Below are 20259 nucleotides of genomic sequence, written 5' to 3'. Positions count from 1 at the left end.
AATTCAAGATTCGATGCCGTTTAAGCCTCATGATTCTGCATCGTGATCCAAAGACGGCTTTTTGAACTACCGTTTAAATGAAGGTTCAAAAAGTTAGGTTGGGAGCACCGAGAAGGTTGGATGAAGCTAGAGGCTGAGTAGCGGAGCGTAGCCGGAGGCTACGTGAGCAACGGAAGGCTCGGCTGAATTCAAGATTCGATGCCGTTTAAGCCTCATGATTCTGCATCGTGATCCAAAGATGACTTTTTGAACTACCATAATGAGAAAGAGGTTGCACATGGGACAGGACAAATTAACCGTAGGCCTTATCTACGGCGGCAAATCGGGAGAACACGAAGTATCGCTGCAAACGGCTTTCGCCGTATCTAAGGCGTTCGATTACGATAAATACGAACTGCTTCCTTTCTATATCGACAAGCAGGGAAAATGGAGCGTGGGCAGCAAGCTGGCCGACCCGTTTGCCGCTTTGGAGGAGCTGAAGCTGGAGAGCGGCGCCGGCGACACGTCGGCGGCGATGAGCCTGCTGTTCGGGAAGCTGTCGTCCGGCCGCTCCGAGATCGACGTCGCTTTTCCGCTGCTGCACGGCACTAACGGCGAGGACGGCACGATCCAAGGATTGTTCGAAATGGCCGATTTGCCCTACGTCGGGGCGGGGGTATTGGCTTCCGCCGCAGGGATGGATAAGGTCATCATGAAAAAGCTGTTCGCCGAGGCCGGGCTGGAGCAATGCGCTTACTGCTACTTCACCGCTTCGGAATGGGAGAACGCCAGCCATACGCTGGTTCAAGGGATCGAAGAGAAGCTCGGGTATCCGTGCTTCGTCAAACCGGCCAACCTCGGCTCCAGCGTCGGCATTTCCAAAGCGAGAACGCGCGAGGAACTGCTGGCGTCGGTGGCGCTGGCCTTCCGTTACGATGTGAAGGTGATCGTCGAGGAGTTCGTCGACGCTCGCGAAGTGGAAGTCGGGGTGCTCGGCAACGACGAGCCGCTGGCTTCGGTACCGGGAGAGATCGTATCCTCCGGGGAATACTACGATTATCAGGCGAAATATTTGGACGGCAAATCGCAAATGCTGATTCCCGCGCCGGTCGATGCGGAGTTGGCGGAGCGGATTCGCGACCTGGCCGTCAAGGCTTTTAAAGCCATCGCGGGCAGCGGGCTGTGCCGGGCCGACTTTTTTGTGCGGAAATCCGATCAAACGGTGTGGATCAACGAAGTCAATACGATGCCGGGCTTTACGCCGTTCAGCATGTATCCGCTGCTATGGCGGGAGACCGGGGTAGCTTACGAGGTTCTGCTGGACCGCTTGATTCAGCTGGGGCTGGAGCGCTACGAAATCCGGCAGAAGCTTGAATTCGAAAGCGGCGTGAACTGAGCGGTTCGCAGCCGAAGCTAGTTTGACAAGAAAGGGCGGGATGCCGGGTGGGCTTTCAAACGGAATTCAATTCGGTTTGCAAATTCAAGAAGGAACAGGAACTGTATGAGCTGCTGGAATACGGGCGCGGCAAAATGTTGAAGCAAGGGCTCCGCGTCTTTCCGACCGGGCAAAAGGTCATCGCCTATACGCCCGACAATAAAGCGGTGGCGATCGTGAAGATTACCGCCTGCGTGGCCGAGATCAACTTCAATGGAGAGGAAGTTACGTCGGTTGAGCTGGAGCTGGTCCGTCCGTTGACGGAAGAGGAGTCTGCGGTGCAGACGGCTCTGGCGGACGAGATGTTTTTCGGAGACGCGGCGAAGAAATGATCGTCCGCTTCGGTTATGTGGCAATGTCTGCCGTGATCGAAAACGCATCGCCTTCCAAGACGATGACGCTGAAGACGTTTAGCGGATTGGCCGACCGGGAGGCGGCAGTCCGGCGGCTTGAGACGATCGCGGAGCAAAACCTGCATAACACGCTGCGCTTGCTTCGGCATAACGTAGGCAACGACATACGGGTGTACCGCTTCTCTTCCAAGCTGATTCCGCTGGCCACGCATGAATTGCTGTCGGACTGGAATCCTTATGAAGCGCTTCGGGAACCGTTCGCCGCTGTGGGGAACTACGTCAAGAAGCAGGGTCTTCGGGTGTCTTTTCATCCGGACCATTTTACCGTGCTTAGCACGCCGAGGCCCGAGGTGCTGAAGTCCTCGTTCCGCGATCTGGAACACCACGTCGCCATGTTCGACGCGATGGGGCTGGACGGCCGTGCCAAGAACAACATTCATGTCGGCGGCGCCTATGGGGACAAGCCCTCGGCGGCGATGAGGTTTCGCGATAACGTGGAGGCGCTGCCGGAGCGGATCAAGCAGCGGCTGACGTTCGAGAACGACGACAAGACGTTTAACGCCCCCGAGACGCTGGAGCTGTGCGAAGCGTTGGGCATTCCGATGGTGCTGGATATCCACCACCAATGGGTAAACAACCAAGGCGAAAGCTTGTCGGAGCTATGGCCGCGGATTCTGGACACCTGGAAGACGCCATACGCGCAAGCCGATTCGCCAATCGACGGTCCGCTCCCGCCGAAAATTCACGCTTCCAGCCCCAAAAGCGAGAGCGACCCCAGAGGGCACGCCGACCATGTCATTGCGGGACCGTTGCTCGCTTTCTTACGCAGCATCGCCTCGTTCACCGAACGCGTTGACGTGATGCTGGAGGCGAAGCTGAAGGACGAAGCCTTGTTTGCGTTGATGAAGGATTTGAGCAAATACAGCGGGGACGGTGTCCAAATTTTGGACGGGGCCAGCGTGCGCATTTTGCCTTGAAAGCGGACAAGCCGCCCCCGCCTCTCTTGAAAATTACAGGGAAATAAGGTAAGTTGTACAAAATGAAGGTGTCATTATTGAGGAGGATAATCATGGGTGATTTGTTAGCAGGGAAAAATATCATCGTCATGGGCGTGGCCAACGAGCGCAGCATCGCATGGGCGATTGCCCAGAGTCTGGCGGAGCAAGGTGCCCGTCTGGCATTTACATACGAAAGCGAACGCGTGGAAGGCCGGGTACGCAAGCTGGCCGAGACGATTCCGAACTCGCTGATTCTGCCGTGCAACGTCACGGTGGACGAGGAAGTCGACAAGCTGGCCGATACGCTGCGGAGCGAATTCGGCGTGCTGCACGGCCTCGTGCACAGCATCGCTTTCGCCAAAGCCGAGGATTTGGCCGGCGAATTCGTGGATACGTCCCGCGAAGGCTTCGCGCTCGCGAACGACATCAGCGTGTATTCGCTCGTTGCCGTATCGCAGCGGTTGGCTCCTTTGATGACCGAAGGCGGCAGCATCATGACGATGACTTACATGGGTTCGGAGCGCGTAATGCGCAACTATAACGTGATGGGCGTAGCCAAAGCCGGCCTGGAGGCTTCGGTGCGTTATTTGGCGAATGACCTCGGTCCGAAGAACATCCGCGTCAACGCGATTTCCGCCGGTCCGATCCGCACGCTGGCAGCGAAAGGCATCAGCGATTTCAACTCGATCCTGAAGCAGGTCGAGGAGAAGGCGCCGCTGCGCAAAACGACGGAAACCGCGGAAGTGGGCGATACGGCGATGTTCCTGATCAGCCATCTCTCCCGCGGCATTACCGGAGAGGTTATTTTCGTCGACGGCGGGTACAATATCGTTGGCGCTTAATTTTTGGTAGAGTGGCATTCCATAGAAAGTTCGTATCCGCGCGGGGTTGTCCCCCCGCTTTCGGACACGGACTTTTTGCATAAGTGGGGGATGCTGCAGAGGAGCGGAATTGGCCGGATTGTCAATAGTAAAAGGGCGAAAGGACGCAACTTTGCTTCTTTCGGGACGTATAGTTTGTAAGAATGATATTATCAGTTTACGATGAAAGTAGAGTGAAATCATTGGAATCAAAGCCGAAAGTTCCATATGTGGTAGGCAGTAAAAGTCCGACGGCCGTAGCGATCAACAGCGCCTCGAAAGCGGGGGAATGGATCAAAAGCCGGCTCGGAAGCTATAATGAGCTGAACACGAAGCAATCCCCGCATGACTTGGTAACGGATGTCGACAAGGGAGCGGAGGCGATGATCCGCAAGCTGATTTTGACGCACTTCCCCGACCACGCCATTCTCGGGGAGGAAGGCGTGGCGCCGGGAGCGGCGGCTTCGGCCGCGGCGCTGGCCAAGGCCAGGGAATCGGAGTATTTGTGGATCATTGACCCGGTGGACGGAACGACCAATTTCGTGCACGGATTCCCGTTTTTTTGCGTCTCGATTGCCCTCGCGTATCAAGGAGAGGTAATCATCGGCGTGATCTACGACCCGATGCGCGACGAGCTGTTCGTGGCGGAAAAGGGCAAGGGCGCTTATCTCCACGGACAGAGATCTAAGGTGTCCGGGGACGCGAAGCTTTCCGGCAGCGTGATCGCCGTGGGCTTCAACCCGGACCGGGAATTTGCGTTGCCGGTCAACATGCGCGGGCTTAACGCATTGTCCGGAGAGGTTCGCAGCCTTCGCGCCGCCGGATCGGCCGCCTTGCATTTGGCTTATGTCGCCGCAGGCCGATTGAGCGGGTATTACGAAGTCGGGCTGAATGCCTGGGACGTTGCCGCCGGCGCGCTGATCGTCGCGGAATCGGGAGGAATAGTGACCGATACCGCAGGCAACCCTTACAACATCGGCGTACGTCATCTGATCGCCAGCAACGGGCGCATCCATAACGAGCTGCTGGGCGTCATCCAGGCTGCGGACGCAACGGGCCTGTAGCCCGTTAACGCGGACCGCCAACAGCCTGGATGGTCCGGCTTGGCAGAGACTGGCATGGCAACGGTGTAGCGAACCCGATACGCTTAGTACATCTATGGAGATGAACTAAATTTCACCCGGCTGCCTTTATCCGCACAATCATTTAGTTCAACTTAACTAACCGGAAGGAGTGTCCATGAATGAGCGACAGCAAGGATTTGGAACGCGAGCTCAGCGAGATGCTGACGGAAGGGGAATACGGCAGCGAGAAGGAACGCCGCGAGGAGGAGCGCAGACGGTTGTCTCCGAAATACGAAATCCGCATACAGACAACGTTGGACCCGATCGTGGAGGAGACGTTGAGCTACCGGAAAATGGCCAAGGAAATCGATGGCCGGTACGACGAGTATTTGAAGAAAACCGGGCGTGCGGACAAGAACCCGGAATAATGCCGGGGCCAAGGAAACAGCCAATGGGGCCGTTGTAGGCACAATGCAACCGCAATGTTCCGGAGCATAATCGCACGAGGCCTGAGGCAGCAAGCAACCTCAGGCTTTTTGCGGAATGTGGCGCCGAAAAATCCCGGATTTAACGGGAGCTTCTCCATCTAATTCTTCGCCGGGAGCGGATTACATACAATGAACGGGAGGATCTTCATCTATATTCGTTCGGGTTCACGCGCTTATCGCGCTATCCTACCACTACCCCATTACCCTAATCAAAGGAGTTGAATTGGCTTGAAGTTGATTCGCATCAAAAAAGCTGCCGTCCTGACGGGAGCGCTTGCCTTTATCCTATTATTGTTTAGCGGCAGCGGCGCCGCCCTGGTCAAAGCCGAGCCGGCTCAGGCCGGCGACTACCTGATCGTGGCGCTCGGCGATTCCATCACCGCCGGATACGAGCCGGGAATGAGCCCGGCCGCCGTTCCTTATGGCTACGTCGATCGCCTGAAAGAGCAAGGGCTGTTTCATGGCCGGACTCAAGCCGCCAATTACGGCATCCTCGGCTTGACCAGCGAGGGCTTGAAAAATTATGTTACGGCCGTTCAAGCCGGGGCCCCGGTAACGGCCGACGCGATCCAAGCGAACGTACCGGATCCGCGGATCGCCGCCTTTGCCTCCGGCATAGCGCAGACGAAGGCCGACTTGCTGGAAGCCGATCTCATCACGATCACGATCGGCGGGAACGACTTGCTGCGGCTGCTCCCCGACGTCGAGAACATTAGTCTCGACCAGCTTCGCGCCGAAGCCGATGACGTGCTCAAGGCCTACGGCGACCATGTCCGCGAGGTCGTTCGCCTCTTGACGGAGCTGAACCCGTCGGCGCAAATCGTGCTCGCCGATCAATACCAACCGGTGCCGAAGCTGGCCGGCGCTTCCGTTTACGACGAGCTGCAGCAAGTAGCCGGCAAGTTCACCGCCACGGTCGATGCGATCGCCGCCGATTCCGCGGCGGCTGCGAAGCCGGTCAAGGCGGCGCATGTCGCTGCAGCGTTTACGGGCCGCGAGATCTCGCTTACGCATATTTTCTCGGCTACCGATATCCATCCGAACCAGGCCGGGTATGATGAAATCGCCAAAGTCTTCGCCAAAGCCGTTTGGGGCAGCTATCTGGAGACTGCGGGCAAGTCCGGAAAGGCGCCGATCTCCGTCGTCGTCAAAGGCAAGGAACTGAACACGCCGTTTCCGCCGACGCTGAAGAACAACCAAACGTTCGTGGCCATCAAGGACATTACCGATGCGATCGGAGCCGGGAGCAAGTGGGATTCCCGCACCTCGACCGCGACAATTACCTACGGCAGCCGCACGGTCGTCATTCCGGTCGGATCCAAGCAAATCAAGGTGGACGGCACGCCGGCCGTTACGTCGACCCCTGCCTTCCTGCAGAAGGTCGGCAAGGAGAACAAGACGTACGTCCCGCTGGCCCTGCTGGTGCAAGGACTGGGACTCGACGTGCAGTACAGCGCCAAAATGAAGACGGTATTCATCAACGAGATTTAAGGGAGAAGGAATAAGAAAACTTACCGGAACCGTTTAAGGCCTCCAAAACCACTCTGGAAGTGGGATTGAAGGCCTTTGTTTTTTCACGAAATTCCGCTGCGGCAATATAGAATTCCGGGACGGCAGGGAGCGCCGTCCCGTTTTTGTTTTTTTGAGGAAATTGCATGGAGGAAGAACAGGGTGGCAAGGCGCGATGCTAACGGACCGGAGGGGCGTTAATTATCCCGAAATAGGAGCTTCCCAAATGTAACGGACCGGAAAGACGTTATTCCCTGCAAATCGGCCCCGAAGTCAGCCAATAGAGCCAAATAGCGACCGTGGAGTCCGTTAGATCAGGAAATATCCGGGAAATGGGCGATTAGCGTCCATACGGTCCGTTACGGCGCGGGCGAGCACGGGCCGCTACGCGGACTACGCAGACTACGCAGACTACGCGGACTACGCAGCCACCTTGCGGCTGCTGCGGGTTACCTCGGGGGGGTCTCAGGGTAATTTCGCGGCTACCGCGGGGCTGCCGCGAAACCGAAGTGCAATATGGGCGAGGAGAGTCCGGTCCGGTTTTTCATATATCCGGCGGCTTCATGATCCTCTATGATAAGGACAAGTGCTGAGAAAAACAGGTAAAGCTGGGAGGCGGATAGGCAAAATGACGCGGATTAATATCGGGATTTATCACAAGATGCTTATTTTGATCGGGCTGCTGATGGTGGTCAGCTTTTGTTTTTACATGGCGGCGCTGAAGGTTGTAACCAACTTGTACGATCGGCAGCTCTATGAGAAGACGTCCCAGGTGCTCGGCAGCTCGGCGCTGGGGATCGAGAACCAGTTGAAGGAGCTGGAAATGCTGACGTTCCGGGTGTTCTCCGACGAACAGCTGCAGCAGAACCTGGCTCGCCTGCGGCAGCCGGATACATCGGACTACGAGCGGGCGATCCACCGCAAAAAAATCATGGATCGGCTGACCGCCTTTGCCGGCTCGGAAAAATACGCGGGCGCCGTCATGGTCATCGACCGGGAGGGGCAGCTCATGATCGGCGGCAACCGGACCGGGCTGGCCGGCACGCTGCAGCAGGAGCTCGTCGGCATCGCCGAAAAGGCCGAAGGCGCCAACGTCTGGCATGTCGGCAGCGACCGCGCGCTGTATGCGGCCCGCCAAATCAATTCTTTTAGCGGCACGACCTTTCCCGGGGACAATTTGGGGACGCTCATCGTCCGTTTCCGCAAGGAGCGGATCTTGGAGCAGTACGTGCAAAACGGCGAAGCCCACGGTCAACTGATCATTACCGACGGGGACAAGGTGATTTATCCGCAAGACCCGCTGTTGACGGAGTCGGAGATTACTGGCGAACTGGAGCGTCCGGAGCCTTACGGCATCAGCCAGGCCGGCGAGGGGCGGTATTTTGCCGCGCGCGTCCGCTCCCCGTACATGGGCTGGACTTACATCAACATCACGCCGTACGACGCCATGTTCCGGCGCATTACCTTCGTCAAAGAGCTGGTCATGATCATGTTCATTCTCGTCTTGCTGGCGGGGCTGGCGCTTGGCGTGAAATTGTCGCGCAGCATCACCCGCCCGATCGAGCAACTGATCAAAAAGATGCGCAAAATCCAAAAAGGCGACCTCGACAACCTGGAGGAGCAGTCGCTTGGCGAAGTGCCCAAAACGTCGCAAACCGAAGTGGAGCATCTGCAGCGCACGTTCAAAATGATGATCCAGCGCATCCGCGAGCTCATCAACCAGAATTACGCCAAGCAGCTGGTCATCCGCGAGACGGAGCTTAAGGCGCTGCAGGCGCAGATCAACCCGCATTTTCTCTACAACACGCTGGAGTCAATCAATTGGTTGGCCAAAATGAACCGGCAAACGCAAATCTCGCAAATGGTCGAAGCGCTCGGCTTCCTGCTGCGCAGCTCGCTGACCGACGGCAACCGGCCGATTACGCTGCGGGAGGAGTTGGACATCGTTCGCCATTACATCACGATCCAGCGCTATCGCTTCGAGGAACGGCTGGATTTCCGCATGGACGTACAGGAGGCGTACCTCGATGCGCTTATCCCCAAAATGACCCTGCAGCCGCTGCTCGAAAATGCGATTTATTACGCGCTGGAGCCCAAGATCGAACCCTGCCGCCTTCGCCTTACAGTGCAGGAGGGCGATAAACGCGATGGCGGACTGGACATCCGGATCGAGGACGACGGGCCGGGGATGACCCGCGAGTTTTTGGAAGAGCTGCGGCGAGGCCGGGTGCAAACCCGCGGGAAGGGCATCGGTTTGTCCAATATCGAAGAGCGGATCAAGCTGACCTTCGGGGAGGAATGGGGCGTCAGGGTCGAGAGTGAACCCGGACGCGGGACCGAAGTACGCGTGTCGATTCCGTACAAAAAAGGAGAGGATCAAGATGAAGCCGTATAAAGTGCTGCTGGTGGACGACGAGCGGATGATCTTGGAAGGGATCGGGCGGGTCGTCGATTGGGCCGGCGCCGGAACGGAGCTGGTCGGCACGGCGCGCAACGGGGTCGAGGCCTACGAGAAGATCGTGCAGCTGAATCCCGACTTCGTGATCAGCGACATCGCCATGCCGGGACTGGACGGACTGCAGCTGGTACAGAAAACCTTGCAAGCGCTTCCAGGCGTGCGGTTCATCCTGCTGACCGGGTACAAGGAGTTTGATTACGCGCGTACGGCGATGCAGCATGGCGTACGGCATTATTTGCTGAAGCCCTGCAACGAGCGGCAAATCTGCGAAGCGTTGGCCGAGCTGATCGAAGAAAGGAAGGAGCAGGAGGAACGCGAGCGGTTCATCGGCCGCATGAAGGAGGAGGCGGCAAAAATGCTCCCCCACGTGAAAGAGCAGTTTCTGCGCGAGCTGGTCACCAATAAATCCTACGGCCGCCGGGAGCTGGAAGCCTACCGGGAGCTGCTTGGCATGGAGTCCGTTTCCGGGGAGAGCCCGGTGCGCCTGATGCTGTTTGAATTGGAGCAATCCCAGGAATATGTGCATGTATTCGCCTTGAAAAATATCGCCGAGGACCTGCTGCCGAACGTTCTGCTGGGAGCGACGCTGGGTGGCCGGCTGCTCATGCTCGCCGCCGATCCGGATGATCCCGCCGTGCTGCTGTCGCGGCTGGAAACGGTGAAAGCCGTGTTCTTCAAATTTTACCGGGTGGATTTGACGATGGCGTTAAGCGAAGCCGGGCCGCTGCACGCGGTCCGCCGGTTGTACCGGGAGACGCTGCGGTATATGAATCACCGCTTTTACGCAGGCGAAGGCAGCCTGATCACGAAGGAGGACCTGCCGCCGGACAATCGCGAGCACGCCGACTTTGAGCTGGATGCCGAAGGCTTGCTGCTGCGGATCAAAAGCGGGCTGGCCGAAGAGGTCCGGCAGGAGCTGGAAGGGGAATTCCGGCGTCTGGTGGAGTTGTGCCTGGACATCGCCGTGACCCGTTCCTTCGTGCTTGAGCTTTATGCCGCGATGATCCGCCTGTGCCCGCCGGAGGAGCAGCCGCGGTTTACCGCCCGGCTGGGGGAGCTGGCCGAGGGGCAAACGCTGGCGGTGCTGAGGTCCGCCGTCATGGATGGGGCGGCAATGCTCACCGCCTATTATTACAAGCAAAACATCAGCCGCCGCTCCTCCACGGTCCGTAAGATGATCGAGATCCTCGAACGCAATTACTGCGACCCCGAGCTGACGCTCGGCGGGGTGGCGGGGGAGATGCTGTACATGAACCCGGATTATTTGGGAAAGGTGTTCAAGCAGGTCACCGGCGAAACCTTCTCCCATTACTTGAGCCGGCTGCGGATCGAGCGGGCGGCCGAACGGCTGCGGCAGGGCGGCGACGCAACGATCGCGGAGCTTGCCGAGCGCTGCGGGTTTGGCGGCAATACGAAATATTTCAGCCAGTCCTTCAAGAAATGGATGGGGATGACGCCGACGGAATATCGCAGATCCCCGGAATAGGCGGCGCGGCCGGAAATCCTCTGTTTTTTGCACCTTCAAGTCGGTTAGTTGAGTTGGCTTGCGCTTTCGCAAGGCGGAAAATGAAGGTACCTACTTTGTAAACGCTAACAAGGCAATGAACCCAAATGCGAAAGGGGAGTACGATTTGAAGAAAAGGGCTGTGTTATGGATGCTGGCGGCGCTGCTGATGCTGCTGCCCGCGTGCTCGGGATCGTCCGGCAACGGCGGCAACTCGTCCGCGAACGGAGGCAACGCGGTGAACAGCGGAGGCAACGCCGCGGAGACCGAGGCGGGCGATAAGCCGCAAACGAATCTGCGGATCGCCTGGTGGGGCGGCGATAAACGCCACGAGTACACCCAGCAGGTCATCGAGATGTATCAGCAGCAGAATCCACACGTCAAAATCGACGTGGAATATGCCGCGTTCGACGATTACTGGAAGAAGCTTGCGCCGCAAGCGGCGGCCAAACAGCTGCCGGACATCGTGCAGATGGATATCTCCTACATCGTCCAGTATGCCAAAAACGGGCAGCTGGAGGATTTGTCCTCCTTGATCGGCAATCCGATCAAACTGGACGACGTGAATGAGAACGTCATTTCCACCGGGCAGGTCGACGGCGTGCAGTACGGCATCCCGACCGGCGTCAACGTGCTGGGGTTCCATTATGATCCGGCGCTGCTCGCCAAGGCGGGCGTGGACGCCATCCCGGAAGATTGGACGTGGGATCAATACGTCGACATCGCCTTGAAGGCGCGGGATACGGGCCTGGTGTTCGACAGCTCCATGCAGCCGGATGTCTTTTTCCACTATTTTCTCCGCACCAAAGGGCTGTCGCTCTACAACAAGGAAGGCACGGCGCTCGGCTATGAGGACGACGCCTTGTTCAGCGAGTTTTTCGGCCGGCTGGCGAATTTGATCAAAGAGGGAGCGGTTCCGTCGCAGGAAAAGCTGACCCAAACGAAGGGGATCCTGGAAGAGGCGGATGTCGTAAAGGGGACCGGGATCGGCGTCTGGCAGTGGTCCAACCAATACGTGGCGCTGCAGGCGGCGGTGAACCGGCCGATGCAGCTCGCGCCGATGGCCGGGCCGGATATGCAAAAAGGGCTTTACATGCAGCCGAGCATGTTCTGGTCCGTGACCTCCACCTCCAAAAACAAGGAAGAAGCCGCCAGGTTCATCGACTTCTGGATCAATAACCTGGATGCCAACAAACGGATCAAGGGCGAGCGCGGCGTGCCGATTTCGGCGGCGATCAAGGAAGCGATCATGCCCGAGCTGACGGAACCGGAGCAGCAGGTGTTCGACTTCGTTGCGGCAATGGAAGCGAACAGCTCGCCGATGAGTCCGGCTCCGCCGGTAGGCTCCCCCGAGGTGATCGCCTCGCTCTCCGATCTGGTGGAGCAGATCAATTTCGGCCAGATCACCGCCGAGGACGCCGCGAAGAAATTCCGGGAAGAAGCGAACGCGATTCTCGCGAACAACAAGTAACCTTGCGTTCGGCAAGGCCGGGGTTACAGGGGGCAACGTTGTGCCTCCCTGGTCCGGCTACACCGGGTTCGACCCGAGTAAGGAGGTGGGGAACGCTTGCGGAGAACAGCCTGGCGGGCCCAATTGACGGGATATGCCTTTATCAGTCCGTTCGTGATCGGGTTTCTGGCGTTTACCTTGATACCGATCGCGATTTCGTTGTATTTGTCCTTTACCAGCTACAATCTGTTTACCGCGCCGAAATGGACGGGAACGGCCAACTTCGAAAAGATGTTCACTCAAGACCCGAAATACTGGAATTCCGTTCGGGTGACCTTTATCTACGTGTTAGCCGGCGTGCCGCTGCGGCTGATGTTCGCATTGTTCGTGGCTATGCTGCTGAACACGAAGTCGCGGATGGTCGGCCTGTATCGTACGGTGTATTATTTGCCGTCGATCATCGGAGGCAGCGTCGCCGTTTCGATCATGTGGCGGAATATCTTTAACGAGCAGGGGATCGTGAACGGGCTGCTCGTCTTCCTCGGCATTCCGCCGGTCGCGTGGTACGGCGACCCCGATGCGGCGCTGGGCACGCTGATTGCGCTGTCGGTCTGGCAGTTCGGTTCGTCGATGCTGATTTTCCTCGCCGGGCTGAAAAACATCTCGCCCGACATGTACGAAGCGGCCAGCGTCGACGGGGCGTCGGGCCCGCGCAAATTCCTGAGGATCACGCTGCCGCTGCTCAGTCCGATCATCTTGTTCAATCTGATCATGCAGACCATCAGCGCGTTCATGACGTTCGTGCCGGCCTATATCATCTCCAAAGGCGAAGGAACGCCGATGGACGGCACGCTGCTGTATTCGCTGTACCTGTTCCGCCAGGCGTTTATGTTCAACAACATGGGCTATGCCGCTGCGATGGCCTGGGTGATGCTGATCATGATCGGCATCCTGACGGGGATTCTGTTCCGAACGTCGAAGTTCTGGGTGTTTTACGAGACGAAAGGAGGGCGGTGACGATGGCGGAGCAAGCGGAATTAAACCCGAGTCCCGGCCCGTTGGGCCCGTCCCGTGCGACCCAAGCGCCGCCCCGTCGTCCGGCGGGCGGTTCGCGGCTAAGCTCGCGGCGGACTTGGAGATGGACCGGATATCATCTGTTTGTTGCAGCCTTGGCGGTCTTGATGCTTTATCCGATCATCTGGCTGCTGTTCAGTTCGTTCAAGGAGAGCCGGACGATCTTCGCTACGGCGTCCGAGCTGCTGCCGCAGGTTTGGGTTTGGAGGAACTACGCCGATGGCTGGGCCGGCGTCGGCGGGCAGCCGTTCCTGCAATTCATCGTCAACTCGCTGGCGATCGTCGGGCTGGCGACGCTGGGCGTCGTGATCTCCTCCGCGCTGGTGGCCTTCGGCTTCGGCCGGTTGAATTTCAAGGGGCGTAACTTCTGGTTCGCCATGATGATGCTGACCTTGATGCTGCCGCATGACGTGGTGCTTGTCCCGCAGTATGTCATCTTCTCCAAGCTGGGCTGGCTGAACAGCATCAAGCCGATCGTCGTGCCGCATTATTTCGGGGCGCCGTTTTTCATCTTCATGATGATCCAGTTCATCCGCTCGATTCCGGCGGAGCTGGACGAGGCGGCGACGATCGACGGCTGCGGGAAGTTCCGGCTGTTCTGCCGGATCATCCTCCCGCTGATCAAGCCGGCGCTGGCGACGGCGGCGATCTTCTCCTTCTACTGGCGGTGGGAGGATTTGATCGGTCCGGTGCTGTACCTGAATTCGCCGGATAAGTACACGGTTTCGATGGGGCTGAAGATGTTCCTGGACAGCGAGTCCGGCTCGAATTGGGGCGCGATGTTCGCGATGTCGATCGTCAGCTTGATCCCGGTGGTCACGGTATTTTTCCTGTTCCAGAAGCAGATCGTCGAGGGAATCAGCAGCAGCGGTTTGAAGGGATAAGAGTCGGGAGATGAGGGATAAGGCGATGGAAGGAGAGGTGGATATGCCTGCATTGGCGTTTGAGGAGGAGGCCGTCCTGGCGGCGATCGACCGCGTGGTGGAGCGGACCTTTAACGTGGATTTTCGCTGGGATTGGCCGGGAGGCGTCGCTTTTTACGGGGTGTGCGAGGCGTATGAGGCTACCGGAAACGAAGTGTATCTGGCTCGGTTGCGAGCCTGGGTGGATGAGCAGATGGAGGATGGGCTGCCGAAGCTGTCGGTGAATGGCGTTTCGCTCGGCCACAGCCTGTTGACGCTGCATCGGGCCACCGGGGAAGAGAAGTATTTGCAAACGGCGATTCGGATGGCGGATTTCTTGCAGCAGGAGGCGGAGCGGTTCGCGGACGGAATATTGCAGCATACGGTCAACTCCGTGAACGACGTGTTCCCGCAGCAGGCTTGGGTGGATACGATGTTCATGGCCGGGTATTTCCTGCTGCGCATCGGCTATTTGCTGGGCGGCGAGGGTAAGGCTTACTTCGAGGACGGGCTGCGGCAGTACCACGGGCATGAGGAGTTTTTGCAGGATCCGGATACGAACTTGTATTACCATGGCTGGGATCACCTAAGCCAAAGCCATATGTCGGGCATGTACTGGGCCCGGGGCAACGGCTGGGCCGCGCTCACCATGGCCAAAGCGCTGAAATACATCGAAGTGCAGCATCCGTCGTACATGATCATCGAAGGCTCCTTGCGCGATCAGTTGAGCGCGCTGGTGCGCCTGCAATCGCCGGAGGGACTGTGGCATACGGTGCTGGACGACGAGACCTCCTACCTGGAGACGTCCGGCTCGGCAGGCATCGCGGCTGCGCTGCTGACGCAGGGACGGCTGTACAACAAGTACACGCAGCGCTCGATTACCGGCATCCTGTCGCGCATCAAAGAGGACGGAACCGTCGCCGGCGTCTCGGCCGGCACGGCGGTAATGAACGATATCGACGGCTATCGGGGCGTGCCGGCCAAGCGGATCCAGGGCTGGGGTCAAGGGCTGGCGTTGGCTTTTCTCGCCGGGCTGCTGCGCACGAAGGAGGATGCGTTCGCGTAAACGGCGGATACGGGGATCGACGTATCCGGGGCGCATAAAAGTGAAGGCAGGCGGGGATTCGTCCGGAAAGGGACGGGTCCCCGCTTTGGCGTTAAATCCGGAGGAGTCTGGGCCGAAACTCCGTATAATCGCACATAAGCTTCTTAGTCCTGGACATTTGTCGGCGGCGGACGTTCCGCTAAGCTGGATGGGGAGCGGCCTTACGGACAGACGGGCCAAGAAAGGATAGGCCATGGATCATGACGCGTTCGTCGTGAGAAGGCGGGCCGCAAGACAAGCGCTAAATACAGAAGGAGAGGGCGGAGCATGCCGAAAATCGCGGACAAATATTTGCAGGTCGACCCCTGGAAGGTTGTAGAGGAAGGCTTTGACCCCGGGCGGAACCGGGTGAGCGAGTCGATTTTTTCGCTGGGGAACGAATATATGGGGGTCAGGGGCTACCCGGAGGAAGGGTACGGCGGGGATACGCTGCTGGGCAGCTATTTCAACGGACTGTTTGAGGAGAGCCCGGTCACGGCGCATTACAAAGGCATCATCAAATCGCTGCGGTTCATGGTGAACGCGGTGGATTGGCTGCATACGCGGATCACGCTGGACGGGGAAACCTTGGATTTAGCGGAGAGCCGGTTCAGCGCGTTCCGCCGGGAACTGGATTTCCGCACGGGGATCTATGCGCGGGAGTTCGTGTGGCATACGGCCGGCGGAAAAGACGTAAAGCTGACGTTCGAGCGCCTGGTCAGCATGAAGGCGTCGCATCTCGGAGCTCAGCGGGTCGCGTTTACGCCGCTGAACTTCTCCGGCACGGTCCGCGTGCGGACGGGGCTCGATTTCTCCGTGATCCACGAGGATCAGCAGCGCGGCTATTGGAAAGAGCTGAAGCAAGGGGAAGAGCCCGGCGGGATCGCGGGCATCCTCGGGGAAACGGCGAACACGGGCAACCGGCTGTTCTCCGGATTCCGCGTGGATGCGCCAAACGCCGTGGACAATCAACTGGTGCAGGAGGAACGCTACATCGGCCGCGACCTGACCCTGATGCTGGAGCAGGGCAAGCGCACGACCCTGGACAAACTCGTCGTTAACGTAGCGGAGAAAGACCGCGCGACCCGTGACGACGACCTTTGGCAGCGGGGGATCGAGCTGACGGAGCGGCATACCCGGGCCGGCTATGACGCGGCGGCGGCCGACCAGCGAGCGTACTGGGCCCGGGTGTGGGCGGATTCGGACATCGCCATCGAAGGCGACCCGGAGAACCAGCAGGGCATTCGCTTCTGCATTTTTCAGCTGTACCAGACATACCACGGGGATAACCCCGGATTCAACATCGGCGCGAAGGGCCTGACCGGCGAGGCTTACCGGGGACTGGCTTTCTGGGATACGGAATCGTATTGCCTGCCGTTCTATATTTTCAATAATCCGAAGGCGGCGAAAAGCTTGCTCGAGTTCCGTCACAAGTCGCTGCCCGAAGCGCTGAAACGGGCCAAGGAGCTGGACTGCGAAGGGGCGTTTTACCCGATCGCGACGATCGACGGGACGGAAAGCTGCGACCTGTGGCAGCATTCCAACCTGCAGCTGCACGTCGGCACGGCGGTGGCATACGGGCTGCGGCACTATGCGAAGATCACAGGCGACACGGCGTTCCTTTATGAAAAAGGCGCGGAAATGCTGATCCAGATCAGCCGGTTTTACTCGACCCGGGGGCAATGGGGGCAACAGTCGGGCCAATACGGCTATTTTGGCGTGATGGGTCCGGATGAATTCCAGTTGATGGTCAATAACAACGCATACATCAACCTGATGGCCAAAAAGCTGTTCGAATACACGCTGGAGGTGCTGGAAGCAATGCGGGGAGAAGCGGCCGCGGCTTACGGCGAGCTGGCGGCGCGGCTTGGCCTGACGGCGGAAGAAGAAGACGACTGGCGGAACAAAGCGCGGCACATGAAAATCCCGAAGGACGAGCGGACGGGCGTTTACGAGGAGCACGACGGCTTCTTCGACCTGCCGCATCTCGACATCCACGCCATTCCGGTTACGGAATTCCCGCTGTATTCGCATTGGTCGTACGACCGGCTGTACCGGTACGACATGATCAAGCAGCCGGACGTGCTGATGTTCATGTTCCTGTACAGCAGCGAATTTTCCCCGGAGGAAAAACGGGCCAACTACGATTACTACGAGCCGCGCTGCATCCACGAATCGTCGCTGTCGCCGTCGATCCATTCGATTTTGGCCGCGGAAATCGGGCGGGAGGAAGAGGCGTACAAGTTTTTCGAGTTCGCCACCCGGCTTGATCTCGACAACTATAACCGCAACACGCGGGAGGGCCTGCACACGACGTCGATCGCCGCGGCCTGGATGAACATCGTTTACGGTTTCGGCGGGATGCGCTCGGACGGGGAACGGCTCGTGCTGAACCCGAGCATCCCGCAACGTTGGGAGAGCTACCGCTTCCCGATCACGTATCAAGGCGCAAAGCTGCTGGTAGAAGTGGACCGGGAGCAGGCTTCCATCCGGGCGGTAACCGGCGGCGAAGTGGAGATAACGGTGTACGGGGAAATCCGCCGCGTTGGCGAAGCGGGCATCCGGGTGCCGCTGCGGAAGGCGGTCATCCAATGAGCTGGATCGTCAGGGAGAGCGGGTTCGATCCGGACCGAATTGCGCATCACGGCAACAAATTCATGATCGGCAACGGGGTTTTGGGATATCGGGGGACGCTGGAGGAGTTCGGCAAAAGCGAGCTGACGGCGACGATCGTTGCCGGGCTGTACGACAAGGTCGGGGATCAGTGGCGTGAGCCGGTGAACGCGCCGAACGGCTTGGCGACAACCGTCTATTGGGACGGCGCGCCGCTCAGCGTATTGGAAGCCGCGTCCGGTGCGGTCGGCCCGGAACTGCTCGAACACGAGCAGTCGCTGGACCTGCGCCATGCGACTCATCGCCGCCGGTCGGCGTTCCGCACGGCGGATGGAACGCGGGTAACGGTCATGTCCGAGCGGTTTTGCAGCGCGGCGCGGCCGGATCTGATCGTAAACCGGATCGCGATGGAGAGCAGCCGGGACGGCGAACTAACGATCGTCACCGGCATCGACGGGAATGTGTGGGACATCAACGGCCCGCATCTCGAGCGGATGGAAAGCGGCGCGGACGAGACCGGCGAAGTCTTGTCGATCGCCGCATGGACGCATGAGCTCGGCGTGCCGGTATCGGTAGCGGAGGCGGTGGAATGCGGGTTCGGAGAGCAGGAGCTTCTCCGCGGGGAAACCTCGATCCGCCGGGATATCCGCGTGAGCTGCCGGGCCGGGGAAACGTTGGAATTCGTGAAATACGTTTCCGTGTTTACCGGTCAAGACGAGGCGGCGGGAGGCGATGCCCGGTCGGCGGCGGAACGGTCCAGCCGGGAAGCGCGCGGGCTTGGTTACGACCGGCTGCTGAGCGAGCATGCCCAGCGGTGGGAACGCAAGTGGGATGCCACGGACATCGCGGTCGAAGGCGACGAAGAAGCCCAGCTGGCGCTGCGCTACAGCATGTACCAGCTGCATATCATTGCGCCGGACCGCTCGGAGAAAGTGTCGATCCCGGCCCGCGGCTTGTCCGGCCAGGTTTATAAAGGCGCGGTGTTCTGGGACACGGAGATGTTCATGCTGCCGTTTTTCCTCTATACGCAGCCGGAGGTGGCGCGAAACCTCATGATGTATCGGGTTCACACGTTGGACGGCGCGAAGCGTAAAGCGGCGGAATATGGCTATGAAGGCGCCTTTTATGCCTGGGAAAGCCAGGAGACGGGGGACGACGCCTGCACGCTGTTCAACGTGAACGACGTGTTCACCGGTCGTCCGATGCGTACTTATTTCCGCGACAAGCAGGTGCACATCAGCGCGGACGTGGCGTACGGGATTTGGCAGTATTACGCGTTTACCGGCGACGAAAGCCTTTTGTTGGACGGCGGTGCCGAGGTCGCGTGGGAGTGCGCGAAATTTTTCTATTCCTACGGTTATTTCAATCCGCGCAAACAGCGCTACGAGATCCTCGACGTTACCGGGCCCGACGAATACCATGAGCGGGTGAACAACAACGCGTTCACCAACCGAATGGTCAAGGAGTGCCTTCGCATCGCCCTGGACGCGATGGGGATCCTGCGGAGCCGCGCCCCCGGACGGTACGAGGCGCTGCTGGCGGACAGCGCCATTACGCCGGAGCAGGTCCGCGACATGCACGACCGTTTGTATGTCCCGCGGCCGGATGCGGCAAGCGGCCGGATCGAGCAGTTCGATCGGTATGATGCGCTGGAGGACGTTTCGCTGGCGAACCTGAAGGCGAGGGTGCTCAATCCGCACGAATATCTCGGAGGAGGCAGCGGCTTGGCGACGACGACGCAAATCTTGAAGCAAGCCGATGTGGTGCTGATGCTGCACCTGTTCAAGGACGGCTACGAAACGGCCGTCAAACAAGCGAACTGGGCCTACTACGAGCCGCGCACCGAACACGGATCCAGCCTGAGCGCCTGCATCTACGCGCTGGTCGCGGCGGATACTGGATCGCCGGACTGGGGATACCGCTATTTTATGCGGACGGCGACGGTCGATCTGACCGGGGACTCCAAGCAATACGTCGGAGACCTGTACATCGGCGGCACGCATCCCGCGGCCAACGGCGGGGCCTGGATGGCGGCGGTGTTGGGATTCGCCGGCTTGCGGTATGATGGAGACAAAACGGCGCTGAAGCCGGCTTTGCCTTCGGCGTGGCAGGCGATCGAGTTTCCGGTCCGCCTTCGCTCGGGCGCCTATCGGATTCGCGTCAGCCGGGACGGGGTCGGCATTACGGCCCAGGCCGGGAATACGGAACCTATGCGGTTTGTCGTGGGGGAGCGGGGGCTGTTGGTAGCGCCGGGGCAGGACGTCTGCGTCCCGTATGAAGCTGCCGGCAAGCTTGGACAGTCAACTCGGCCAAGTTGAGCTAAACGCTAGCGGACCTAAACGCTCTTATTTGCCCGAAAAAGGCTGGAAATATGCGTTAAAATGCAAAATAAGGTCTATACGGCATTAGCGTTGCATTAACATCCGGGGCTCTGCTTCCCCAACCCAGGATGCCGAAAGGATCAGGCGAGAAATATATACGAAAAATC

General features: G+C 59.1%; 15 protein-coding genes. All 15 read left to right on the top strand.

The annotated features are described in order from the left end of the window. The first annotated feature begins 277 nt into the window (after positions 1 to 277). The 15 genes from ACQ4N8_RS17380 (at position 278) to ACQ4N8_RS17310 (ending at position 20089) form a co-directional block, all read left to right on the top strand. Positions 278 to 1375 carry a D-alanine--D-alanine ligase gene (locus ACQ4N8_RS17380; protein ID WP_430705616.1) on the top strand — a complete coding sequence of 366 codons (1098 nt, stop codon included), beginning with the start codon at positions 278 to 280 and terminating at the stop codon, positions 1373 to 1375. A 47-nt stretch (positions 1376 to 1422) separates the two neighbouring features. Next, positions 1423 to 1746 (top strand): hypothetical protein, encoded by a 324-nt coding sequence (locus ACQ4N8_RS17375; RefSeq protein ID WP_430705615.1) that lies wholly within the window; start codon positions 1423 to 1425, stop codon positions 1744 to 1746. Next, positions 1743 to 2744: a UV DNA damage repair endonuclease UvsE gene (gene uvsE, locus ACQ4N8_RS17370; protein ID WP_430705614.1), complete on the top strand. Its 1002-nt coding sequence runs from the start codon at positions 1743 to 1745 to the stop codon at positions 2742 to 2744. The genes ACQ4N8_RS17375 and uvsE overlap by 4 nt, the downstream gene beginning before the upstream one ends. A gap of 92 nt (positions 2745 to 2836) precedes the next feature. Continuing rightward, a complete protein-coding gene (gene fabI / locus ACQ4N8_RS17365) occupies positions 2837 to 3607 on the top strand; it encodes an enoyl-ACP reductase FabI (RefSeq protein ID WP_430705613.1) in 771 nt (256 codons plus the stop codon). Between the two features lie 182 nt (positions 3608 to 3789). Continuing rightward, entirely contained in the window at positions 3790 to 4689 is a 900-nt protein-coding gene (locus ACQ4N8_RS17360; RefSeq protein ID WP_430705612.1) for an inositol monophosphatase family protein, read from the top strand. A 179-nt stretch (positions 4690 to 4868) separates the two neighbouring features. Then, positions 4869 to 5117 (top strand): hypothetical protein, encoded by a 249-nt coding sequence (locus ACQ4N8_RS17355; protein WP_430705611.1) that lies wholly within the window; start codon positions 4869 to 4871, stop codon positions 5115 to 5117. Between the two features lie 288 nt (positions 5118 to 5405). Further along, positions 5406 to 6668: a stalk domain-containing protein gene (locus ACQ4N8_RS17350; protein WP_430705610.1), complete on the top strand. Its 1263-nt coding sequence runs from the start codon at positions 5406 to 5408 to the stop codon at positions 6666 to 6668. A gap of 646 nt (positions 6669 to 7314) precedes the next feature. Next, positions 7315 to 9081 (top strand): histidine kinase, encoded by a 1767-nt coding sequence (locus tag ACQ4N8_RS17345; protein WP_430705609.1) that lies wholly within the window; start codon positions 7315 to 7317, stop codon positions 9079 to 9081. Continuing rightward, positions 9068 to 10630: a response regulator transcription factor gene (locus ACQ4N8_RS17340; protein ID WP_430705608.1), complete on the top strand. Its 1563-nt coding sequence runs from the start codon at positions 9068 to 9070 to the stop codon at positions 10628 to 10630. The genes ACQ4N8_RS17345 and ACQ4N8_RS17340 overlap by 14 nt, the downstream gene beginning before the upstream one ends. Positions 10631 to 10775: 145 nt before the next feature. Further along, positions 10776 to 12119 (top strand): extracellular solute-binding protein, encoded by a 1344-nt coding sequence (locus tag ACQ4N8_RS17335; RefSeq protein WP_430705607.1) that lies wholly within the window; start codon positions 10776 to 10778, stop codon positions 12117 to 12119. A 96-nt stretch (positions 12120 to 12215) separates the two neighbouring features. Beyond that, positions 12216 to 13115: a carbohydrate ABC transporter permease gene (locus tag ACQ4N8_RS17330; RefSeq protein WP_430705606.1), complete on the top strand. Its 900-nt coding sequence runs from the start codon at positions 12216 to 12218 to the stop codon at positions 13113 to 13115. Between the two features lie 2 nt (positions 13116 to 13117). Further along, a complete protein-coding gene (locus ACQ4N8_RS17325) occupies positions 13118 to 14056 on the top strand; it encodes a carbohydrate ABC transporter permease (RefSeq protein WP_430705605.1) in 939 nt (312 codons plus the stop codon). A gap of 43 nt (positions 14057 to 14099) precedes the next feature. Further along, a complete protein-coding gene (locus ACQ4N8_RS17320; protein WP_430705604.1) occupies positions 14100 to 15140 on the top strand; it encodes a glycoside hydrolase family 88/105 protein in 1041 nt (346 codons plus the stop codon). Between the two features lie 306 nt (positions 15141 to 15446). Further along, positions 15447 to 17753, top strand: coding sequence for a glycoside hydrolase family 65 protein (locus ACQ4N8_RS17315; RefSeq protein ID WP_430705603.1), 2307 nt, complete (start codon positions 15447 to 15449; stop codon positions 17751 to 17753). Next, positions 17750 to 20089: a glycoside hydrolase family 65 protein gene (locus ACQ4N8_RS17310; RefSeq protein ID WP_430705602.1), complete on the top strand. Its 2340-nt coding sequence runs from the start codon at positions 17750 to 17752 to the stop codon at positions 20087 to 20089. Before ACQ4N8_RS17315 ends, ACQ4N8_RS17310 begins: the two co-directional genes overlap by 4 nt. The last annotated feature ends 170 nt before the right edge of the window (positions 20090 to 20259 follow it).

It is taken from the genome of Paenibacillus macerans (assembly GCF_050565405.1).
Classification (GTDB): domain Bacteria; phylum Bacillota; class Bacilli; order Paenibacillales; family Paenibacillaceae; genus Fontibacillus; species Fontibacillus macerans_B.
The sequence above is the reverse complement of the archived record's forward strand: the minus strand, read 5'-3'. Positions and strand labels throughout refer to the sequence as shown.

Excerpts from the sequence above, each read along its gene's own strand:
- ACQ4N8_RS17380 (WP_430705616.1), top strand. The coding sequence starts at position 278 with ATGGGACAGGACAAATTAACCGTAGGCCTTATCTACGGCGGCAAATCG.
- uvsE (WP_430705614.1), top strand. The coding sequence starts at position 1,743 with ATGATCGTCCGCTTCGGTTATGTGGCAATGTCTGCCGTGATCGAAAAC.
- fabI (WP_430705613.1), top strand. The coding sequence starts at position 2,837 with ATGGGTGATTTGTTAGCAGGGAAAAATATCATCGTCATGGGCGTGGCC.
- ACQ4N8_RS17360 (WP_430705612.1), top strand. The coding sequence starts at position 3,790 with ATGATATTATCAGTTTACGATGAAAGTAGAGTGAAATCATTGGAATCA.
- ACQ4N8_RS17355 (WP_430705611.1), top strand. The coding sequence starts at position 4,869 with ATGAGCGACAGCAAGGATTTGGAACGCGAGCTCAGCGAGATGCTGACG.
- ACQ4N8_RS17345 (WP_430705609.1), top strand. The coding sequence starts at position 7,315 with ATGACGCGGATTAATATCGGGATTTATCACAAGATGCTTATTTTGATC.
- ACQ4N8_RS17340 (WP_430705608.1), top strand. The coding sequence starts at position 9,068 with ATGAAGCCGTATAAAGTGCTGCTGGTGGACGACGAGCGGATGATCTTG.
- ACQ4N8_RS17325 (WP_430705605.1), top strand. The coding sequence starts at position 13,118 with ATGGCGGAGCAAGCGGAATTAAACCCGAGTCCCGGCCCGTTGGGCCCG.
- ACQ4N8_RS17320 (WP_430705604.1), top strand. The coding sequence starts at position 14,100 with ATGCCTGCATTGGCGTTTGAGGAGGAGGCCGTCCTGGCGGCGATCGAC.
- ACQ4N8_RS17315 (WP_430705603.1), top strand. The coding sequence starts at position 15,447 with ATGCCGAAAATCGCGGACAAATATTTGCAGGTCGACCCCTGGAAGGTT.
- ACQ4N8_RS17310 (WP_430705602.1), top strand. The coding sequence starts at position 17,750 with ATGAGCTGGATCGTCAGGGAGAGCGGGTTCGATCCGGACCGAATTGCG.